The sequence below is a fragment of the Pseudomonas sp. BN102 genome (assembly GCF_029871245.1).
GTDB lineage: Bacteria > Pseudomonadota > Gammaproteobacteria > Pseudomonadales > Pseudomonadaceae > Metapseudomonas.
This window is the reverse complement of record NZ_SSON01000032.1, coordinates 1-10,405: the sequence shown is the minus strand read 5'-3', so window position 1 is coordinate 10,405 and position 10,405 is coordinate 1. Positions and strand designations below refer to the sequence as shown.

Annotated in this window: 1 protein-coding gene; it reads left to right on the top strand. The window is 64.6% G+C overall.

The features are described 5' to 3' along the window. Positions 1 to 985: 985 nt before the first annotated feature. Positions 986 to 10,405 (top strand): peroxidase family protein (locus E8F12_RS05210; protein WP_280324225.1); only part of this gene is annotated, 9,420 nt, incomplete at its 3' end.

Here is a 10,405-nt window from a genome sequence, read left to right as displayed (position 1 = left end):
CACCGCGGCCAACTTCGCGGCCAACGCGAGCATCGTCGCCGTGGCGGGCGGCACCCAGGTCAACCTCGTCGGCGCCAACAGCATTACCCTGGTCGGGGTGGCCGATCCCAACAGCGTCAACTTGGGTGACTTCATCCTGGCAAGCTGATTCATCGAGGGGGTCCGACGGGGTGAAGTGCCTGGCACTTCACCCCGTTTTTCATGGCGGGAGAAAGGCTTCTTCTCGATTGCCCACCTCTATTCAGTGCTTCCCAGGCGCTCTGCAAGCGGCGCCGGTTTTCCGTCACGGTCATCGATTCGCCTACAACTTTCATAGCAAGAAAGATGCCTCCGAAATGCCCGGATTCCTCACTTGAGTCAACGGTGGTATTCCGCTGATAAGTGGGGAGGTTCACGCGGACCGCTCTAAATCGGGTGTTTCGTTGGTATGGAGAAGAGCATGCCAGGACTGCCGGGAGAGTGATACCGCATGTTGAATGGATTCTAAGGTTATTTCTTTTGTGTATTTCCTTTTAATTCAAGTGTTTATTGAATATTTACATTTTGAAATACATTGCGACGTATTCTTGACAGTGAATGGGCCCGGAACTTTAGTCAGGGTGTGAACGAGCATGACCATTTTTTGGCAGGTCACTGCGTTGAGGGACGTATTCGCCGCAGCAGCCACCAGAAAGCCAGGGAGAACGTCGTCATGAGCATTGCTTCAGGCTCGCGCGGGGGGGCGGCTGTCCCCTCGACCTTTGCCTCCTCGGGGGTCCGCTTCCACGGCCCGCCCTGCGATTGAGCGGTAGTGCCGCCACCGTCGCCGACGGAGCGGGCTGGGACAAATCACCTTAGTCGGAACTGAGCTTCTTCCAAGGCTTGGCGGGTTCGGCCGCGACTTCGATTTGCCCGGCTTCATCGATTTCCTACGAAGAAACGTGGAATCGCACCCGCGTGGGCGTGATTCGGCCTGACTAATTGCTGTCGGATTGAGGAAACAAACATGGCCAACTTCATCCAGTCTGACCTCGAGTTCATTCTTGAGCAGATCCTCATCGCTGAAGCCCACGCGGCGGGGGCGGACCTGTCGGCGTTGCTACCCAACGCACAGGTGCCCTGGGGCCTGCGCACCATTGACGGCTCCTACAATCACCTGGTCTTCGGCCAGGAGAGTTTCGGTTCGGCGGATAGCTTCTTCCCGTTCTTGCTCGATCAGCGCTTCCGCAATGAGGGCGACGATGTCTTCGACCTCAACGGTCTTGCCCCGGGCGGCGAGCTGACCAACAACAACTACGCTACCACCGGGCCCCTGGCCGGCAATGTGGTGGACGCCGATCCGCGGATCATCTCCAACCTGATCGTCGACCAGACCATGAGCAATCCGGCGGCGGTCCAGGCCTTCCTCGACGCCGGTCTGGGCACCCAGGCCGACGGCACCCAGATCGACCCGAGCACCGGCCTGCCATTCGCGGTCGGTACCCTGCTGGGGGGTGACGGCCTGGCGGTCCAGCCGGGGCAGCCCCTGGTTATCCCCAACACCACACCTGACGAAGGGCTGTCCGCCCCCTTCAACTCCTGGTTCACCTTCTTCGGCCAGTTCTTCGACCATGGCCTGGACCTGGTGCAGAAGGGCAACAGCGGCACCATCTTCATCCCGTTGCAGGAGGACGATCCGCTCTTCGTTCCCGGGGCGGCCACCAACTTCCTGGTGCTGACCCGCGCCACCAACGTGGCCGTTGGTGCTGGCGCCGACGGCATCATGAACACCGCTGACGACGTGCACCGGCACCTGAACACCACCTCACCCTTCGTCGACCAGAACCAGACCTATAGCTCGCACCCCTCGCACCAGGTGTTCCTGCGCGCCTACGTCTCGACCGCCAATGGTCCGATGGCCACCGGTGAGCTGATCACCAACCGCAACCTGGGTGCCGATGGCCGCTTCGGCACTGGCGACGATACGCCCATTGGCGGCATGGCCACCTGGGCGGTGGTCAAGGCCCAGGCCCGGGATATCCTTGGCATCAACCTGACCGACGCCGACGTCAACAATCTCCCGCTGCTGGCCACCGACGCCTACGGCAACTTCATCAAGGGGCCGAATGGCTTCCCGCAGGTGGTGATGAGGGGGTTCGACCTTATCGCCGGCACCTTCGACGACATGCTGGTGGAAGGCAATCCGGCTGCGCCCATCAGCCTGGCGAACGCGGTGCGCACCGGCCATGCTTTCCTCGACGATATCGCCCACGCCGCCAACCCCTTCAACAGCCAGACCGGCGCGCCGCTGACAGCCGATGCCGACGGCGTGGCCGGAGCCGACGACGCCAATGCCGCCACCTACGACAACGAGCTGCTGGATGCCCACTACATCGCCGGCGACGGCCGGGTCAACGAGAACATCGGCCTGACCGCCGTTCACCATATCTTCCACGCCGAGCACAATCGCCTGGTGCAGCAGACCAAGGACGTGATCCTGGCGTCCAATGACTTGGCCTTCCTCAGCCATTGGTTGCTGCCGGACACCGCGCCGGCCGTATTCCCCACCACCCCGGAGCAGATCGCCGCGCTCCAGTGGCACGGCGAGCGCCTGTTCCAGGCCGCCAAATTCGGCACCGAGATGCAGTACCAGCACCTGGTGTTCGAGGAGTTCGCGCGCAAGGTGCAGCCCAACGTCGATGAGTTTCTGGCGCCCAACGGTTTCGACTCCACCATAGATCCGTCCATCGTTGCCGAGTTCGCCCATGTGGTCTATCGCTTCGGCCACTCCATGCTGACCGAAACCATCGACCGCCTGGACCCGAACTTCGCCAGCAGCGAGATCGGCCTGATCCAGGCCTTCCTCAACCCGCTGGCCTTCGCGGCCAGCGGCCCGACGCCCGATGAGGCAGCCGGCGCCATCATCCGCGGGGTGACCCGCCAGCAGGGCAACGAGGTCGACGAGTTCGTCACCGAAGCGCTGCGCAACAACCTGCTGGGCCTGCCGCTGGACCTGGCCACCATCAATATTGCCCGCGGCCGGGATGCAGGTGTGCCCTCGCTGAACGCGGCCCGCAAAACCTTTTACGAGGCCACCGGCGACAGCCAGTTGAAGTCCTACACCAGCTGGGTCGACTTCATGGGCAACCTCAAGCACGAGGCGTCCCTGATCAACTTCATCGCTGCCTATGGCACTCACGCCAGCATCACCGGCGCCACTACGCTGGCCGCCAAACGCCTGGCAGCCATGGAGCTGGTGCTGGGTACGGATCAGAACGGTGATGGGCTGGTGGCGGCCGACCGCCTGGACTTCCTCAACAGCACCGGCGCCTGGGCCAACGACCAGCCGTTGACCAAGGACCTGGACGGCGTCACCACCACGGGCCTGGGCAACATCGACTTCTGGGTTGGCGGCCTGGCCGAGAAGCAGATGCCGTTCGGCGGCCTGCTGGGCTCCACCTTCAACTTCGTCTTCGAGACCCAGATGGAGGCGCTGCAGAACGGTGACCGCTTCTACTACCTGGGGCGCCTGGCGGGCCTGAACTTCCTCACCGAGATGGAGAACAACTCCTTCGCCAAAATGGTGATGGCCAACACCGACGTCACCCACCTGCCGGCGGATATCTTCTCCACTCCGGCCTTTACCCTGGAGGTGGATCCGACCCGGCAGTTCACCGGCCTGGGCCTCACGGGGCGGGACGACCCCTCCGACCTTGCAGCGATGTTCGCGCTGGTGATCCGTGACAACCCCGACACCGTCGGCGCGGATACCAACTACCTGCGCTACACCGGCGAGGACCACGTGGTGCTGGGTGGCACGGCCGGCAACGACATCATGATCGGCAGCATCGGCGACGACACCCTGTGGGGCGATGAAGGCAACGACCGCCTGGAAGGTGGCGACGGCGTCGACAACCTCGAAGGCGGCGCGGGCGACGACATCATCACCGACCTCGGCGGCGACGACACCATCCGCGCCGGGGACGGCAATGACGTCCTGCACGGCGGCAACGGCTTCAACCTGCTGCTGGGCGGCGCCGGCGACGACTTCATCATCACCGGCGAGGACGTCTCCGATACCTTCGGTGGCCAGGGCAACGACTTCATCTACGGCGCCAAGACCAACCTGCCGACCGCGGGTAACGAAGGCGACGACTGGATCGAGATCGGCACCCAGGACGGCGCTCCTGGCGACAACTTCGCCCCCTTCGCCACCGATGACGTGGCGGGCAACGACGTGTTCGTCACCGGCGGCGGCTTCGACGAGGTGATGGGCGAGGGCGGAGACGACATCATGATCGCCTCCGACGGCTCCGACCACTTCGACGGTGCCTCCGGTTTCGACTGGGCCAACTACGGCCGCGAAACCAGCGGGGTGACCGCCAACCTGCTGATCGACGACTTCGTCGAACCGCCGGTGACGGCATCCAACGCCGGCGTGATGGACCGCTTCGCCGAGGTGGAGGGCCTGTCGGGCTCGGCCTTCGGCGATGTGCTGAAAGGCGACAACTCCGATGCCACCACCATCCCCGGTGACGGCACCAACGGCAGCACCCTGACCAACATTGCGCTGATCAACGGCCTGCAGGCGCTGTTCGACCAGGCCTTCGGCCCCGGCGTCATCTCCTTCTCGGCCGGCAATATCCTTCTTGGCGGCGCCGGCAGCGACATCATCGAAGGTCGCGGCGGTGATGACCTGATCGATGGCGACCGCTGGCTGAACGTGCGGGTCCAGGTAGCCGGCGATCCCAACGACAGTGTGTTGAGCATCAGGGACCTGATCCCGCGCATGCTCTCCGGCGAAGTCAACCCGAGCCAACTGAGCATCGTCCGCGAGATCCTGGATGACGACGACAGCCTGGATACCGCGGTCTATTCCGGTCCCCGCGCCAACTACACCGTCACCACCCTCAACGGCGTCACCACGGTCACCGACAACGTCGGCACGGCCGCCCTCACCGAGGGCACCGACACCCTGATCAACATCGAGCGCATCCAGTTCTCCGACCAGACCCTGGTGTTCGATCCGGTCGCCGGCCAGTTCGTCGAGCCCGACCCGCTGCTGGGCCTCAACAGCCTGCCGGTGGGCACAGTGACCATCCTCGATGCCAACAGCAATGTCGTGGACAACACCCCGGCGGTCGGCCAGGTACTGCGGGCATCGGTGGCCGGGGTGACCGATGCGGACATCGCCGGTGGCACCTTGGCCGGGCGGCCGGTGACCTTCGTCTGGCAGTTCGAGGTGGCGCCCGGCATCTTCCAGGACATAGTCACCCTGGGCGGCGATGCGCCCTCGACCGAATCCCGCGACACCTTCCGTGTCACCGGTGACCTGGACGGCGTAGCGATCCGCGTCAAGGCGATCTACCAGGACGATGAGGGCGTGATGGAAACCGCCTTCTCCACGCCTACCGCCGCGGTGGACGGCATAGTGCCCACCACGCCGGTGGCGCCGATCCCGGCCGAGAGCTCCACCGACCCCATCAACGGCGGCGTGCACCTGATCCGCGGGGACCTGCAATTCATCCTCGACCAGATCAAGATCTCCGAGCGCCACGCGGCCGGCGAGAGCCTGACGGACATCCTGCCGAACACGCGGGTGGCCATGGGCCTGCGCACCGTGGACGGCTCGTTCAACAACCTGGTTACGGGACAGGAAGAGTTCGGCGCGGCGGACAATCCGTTCCCGACGATGCTGGATCAGTTCTTCCGCAACGACCAGGACGGCGATACGTTCGACAGCAACGGTGGGGCGCCCGGTGGTGTGATCACCAATACCAACTACGCCTCCACCACGGATGTGGTCGATGCCGATCCGCGGCTCATCTCCAACCTGGTGGTCGACCAGACCATCTCCAACCCGGTGGCGGTGCAGGCCTTCGTGGATGCCGGACTGGGAACCCTGGATGTCAATGGGGTATTGCTGGACCTCAGTGGCGTGCCGATTCCGGCCGGGCAGCCGCTGTTCATCCCCAATACCGCGCCTGACGAGGGCCTGTCGGCCGGCTTCAACTCCTGGTTCACCCTGTTCGGCCAGTTCTTCGACCATGGCCTGGACCTGGTGAACAAGGGCGGCAACGGCATCGTCTTCGTGCCGCTGGCCAACGACGACCCGCTGGTGCTGGGGGACGATGGCGTGCTCGGCACCACGGATGACCTGCCGGTGGCACAGCGCTTCATGCTGCTGAGCCGGGCCACCAATACCCTGGTGCAGGCTGGCGATGACAACGTGCTGGGTACCTCGGACGATATCCACCTGCACAACAACCAGACCACCCCCTTCGTCGACCAGAACCAGACCTACACCTCCCATGCCTCGCACCAGGTGTTCCTGCGCGAGTACGAGCTGAACGCTGCGGGTGATCCGGTCGCCACCGGCAACTTGCTAGATGGCGCCACCGGCGGCCTGCCCACCTGGGCGGAGGTCAAGGCGCAGGCCCTGATGCTGGGCATCCGCCTGACCGATGCCGATGTCACCAACCTGCCGATGCTGGTCACCGACGCCTATGGCAAGTTCGTGCCCGGCGCCAACGGCTTTGCTCAGTTCGTTACCGCCACCGGCCCCGTCGAGGGCGTGGCGGGCGGTCTGGCGGTGCCTGGCAACGTGGTGCGCACCAACCATGCGTTCCTCGATGACATCGCCCACAGCGCCAACCCGCGCAGCTCCACCACCGGGGCCCTGCTGACGCCTGATGCTGATGGCGTCGCAGGCACCGACGATGGCAACCCCAACACCTATGACAACGAACTGCTCGACGCCCACTTCGCCACCGGCGACGGCCGCGGCAACGAAAACATCGGTCTGACGTCGGTGCACCATGTGTTCCACGCCGAGCACAACCGCATGGTTGAGCACATCAAGGATGTGGTGTTGGCCAGCAACGACCCGGCCTTCATTGCCGAATGGCAACTGTCGCCCGGTGTCTGGAACGGCGAACGCCTGTTCCAGGCAGCTCGCTTCTCCACCGAGATGCAGTACCAGCACCTGGTGTTCGAGGAGTTTGCCCGCAAGGTGCAGCCGCAGGTCGACATCTTCTTCGCGCCGACCCAGGTCTATGACACCAATATCAACCCGGCGATAGTCGCGGAGTTCGCCCATGTGGTGTACCGCTTCGGCCACTCCATGCTGACCGAGACGGTGGACCGCCTCGACGCCAACTTCGTCGACAGCTCCATGGGCCTGATCCAGGCCTTCCTCAACCCGCTGGCGTTCAACCAGCTGAGCGATGGCGCGGGCGGCACCGTCACGGTCAGTGCCGACGAAGCGGCCGGCGCCATCGTCCGTGGCATGACCCGTCAGCTCGGCAACGAGATCGACGAGTTCGTCACCGAGGCCCTGCGCAACAACCTCCTGGGCCTGCCGCTGGACCTGGCCACCATCAACCTGACCCGGGGACGGGAAACTGGCGTGCCCTCGCTCAACGCGGCCCGGCAGGAGTTCTTCACCGCCACCGGTGATACACAGCTCAAGCCCTATGCCAGCTGGCTGGACTTCGCGATGAACCTGAAGCACCAGGAGGCGGTGGTCAACTTCATCGCCGCCTACGGCACCCATGTCTCGGTGACCAGCGCCACCACCCTGGCGGACAAGCGCGCCGCGGCCTTCGCCCTGGTGTTCGGCGGCGACGGTGCGCCGGCCGACCGGATCGATTTCCTCAACGGCCCGGCGGCTGCCACCGGGGTGAATGACATCGATCTGTGGGTCGGCGGCCTGGCCGAGAAGCAGATGCCCTTCGGCGGCCTGTTGGGCTCCACCTTCAACTTCGTCTTCGAGACGCAGATGGAGAAACTCCAGGACGGCGACCGCTTCTACTACCTGGAACGCACCGCCGGCCTGAACTTCCTCACCGAGCTGGAGAACAACTCCTTCGCCAAGCTGGTGATGGCCAACACCACCGCCACCCACCTGCCGGGGGACATTTTCTCCACCCCGGCTTTCACCCTGGAAGTGGACCCGACCCTGCAGTTCACCGGGCTCGGTGTCACCGGACGCGATGATCCGCTGGGTACCAGCCCGCTGATCCCGCTGGTGCTGCGCAGCGCCAACTTCCTCAAATACACAGGCGAGGACCACGTGGTGCTGGGCGGCAGCGCCGGCAACGACACCCTGATCTCCAGCATCGGTGACGACACCCTGCACGGCGATGCCGGCAACGACCGCCTGGAAGGCGGCGACGGCAACGACATGATCTTCGGTGGTGCCGGCGACGACATCCTTACGGACAAGGGGGGCGACGACAACATCCAGGGCGGTGAAGGCAACGACGTCATCCAGGGCGGCAATGGCCTCAACCTGTTGATCGGTGGCTTCGGCAACGACTTCATCATCAATATCGAAGATGCCTCCGAGTCCTTCGGCGGTGTCGGCAACGACTTCATCCTCGGCGTGCGGGCTAATGAGTTCGCCTTCGGCAACGAGGGCGACGACTGGATCGAGCGCGGGATGCCCGACGGCGCGGCCGGCGACAACTTCGACTCCTTCGGCAACGACCCGATCATCGGCCACGACGTCTTCCTCGGCGAGTTCGGCATCATCGACCGCATGGACGGCGAGGGCGGTGACGACGTCATGATGGGCAACGGCGGCGAGGGCGACCGTTACGTCGGCATGTCGGGATTCGACTGGGCGGTGTTCAAGGATGACCCGGCCGGGGTGAGCATCGACATGCGCCTGCGCGCCTTCAACGAGGCGCCTATCGCTCCCGGCGCCACCTCGGTGCTGTCGCGCTTCGAGTCCACCGAAGGCCTGTCGGGCTCCCACTTCAGCGACCTGCTGCATGGTGACGACGCGGATGCGGCGCTGATCGCCACCTCTGGCGCCCATGGCAGCGTGCTGACCAACTTCGACCTGATCAGCAGCCTGCGGTCGTTCATCGGCTCTGTCGGTGACGGCCCGGATGGTATCTCCGGCAACGGCGACGACAGCTTCGGCGCCGGCAATGTCATCCTCGGCGGTGCCGGCAGCGACACCATCGCGGGCGGTGGCGGCGACGATCTGATCGACGGTGACAAGTGGCTGAACGTGCGCATCAGCGTCCGCCAGAACAGCGATGGCACCGGTCCCGAGATCGCCAGCTTCAATAACCTGAAGGAAATGGCGCCCTTCATGGTCAATGGCACTTACAACCCGGGGCAGCTGGTGATAGTCCGGGAGATCCTCACGGCGACCGGACCCAACTACGATACGGCGGTGTTCAGTGGCAACGTTGCCGAATATGACATCCAGATCAACAACAATGGCACCACGGTCGACTTCAGCGATGACGTGATCACCGTCACCGACTCGGTCGCGGGCCGGGATGGCGTTGATCGCCTGACCGGTATCGAGCGCCTGCAGTTCGCCGACGATATGCTGTTCGCCGCCCCCGGCGACAACAGCCTGCCGGAGGGCCTGGCCAGCATCAATGACATGACGCCCGAACTCGGCACCCTGCTCAAGGCCTCGCTTCCGAATGTCAGCGACGCGGACAACCCCGGCGGCACCATCACCGGCAACGTCGCCTACTTCTGGCAGGTGGACAACGGCAACGGGGTCTTCGTTGACATCGAGACCCTGGGAGCCGGTGGTGAACTGAACGCAGCCGCCGGGCCGACCTTCCGCGTCACCGCCGACCTGGTCGGGTTGCAGATGCGGGTCAAGGCGGTGTACCGCGACGCCAAGGGTGTGGTGGAGACTGTGTTTTCGGCGCCGACTGCCGCGGTGCTGGCTACTGCGGCCCCGGATGCTCCCACCGGCGCTCCGGGTATCAGCGACATGAGCCCGACCCAGGGCCAGGGACTGATCGCCGGGCAAGGCACCATCGACGATCCGGATGGGCTCACCTCCTCGATCTTCACCTACCAGTGGCAGTCGTCGAGCAATGGGGGCGCCTTCACCAACATTGCCGGGGCGACCAACCGCGGCTTAACGCCGACGGCGACGCAGGTCGGCCAGCAGCTGCGGGTGGTCACCACCTTCACCGATGATTTCGGCTCGACCCATTCGCTGACCTCGGCCGCCACGGCAGTGGTCGGTGCCCTGATATTCGGTACCGCCGGTGCCGACACCCTGGTCGGCACCATTGGCGCCGACATGATCCTGGGCAGTGACGGCAACGACACGCTGCTCGGTGGCCAGGAAGGCGATACGCTGCAGGGCGAGGCCGGCGACGATGTGCTGATCGGCGGGGCCGGCACCGATATCATGGTCGGCCTCGTCGGCAACGATATCTATGAGGTCACCGACGCCGGCGACTTTGTCGTCGAACTCCTCGGCGTAGGCCATGACACGGTGTCCACCTCGCTGAACAGCTACACCCTGGGCGCCAATGTCGAGGGCCTGTTCTTCGGTGGCAGCGGCAACTTCGTCGGCTTCGGCAATGCGCTGGACAACGTCATCGTCGGCGGCGCCGGCAATGATGTGCTGGTGGGTGGTGTCGGGGCCGACATGATGGCCGGCGGCCAGGGC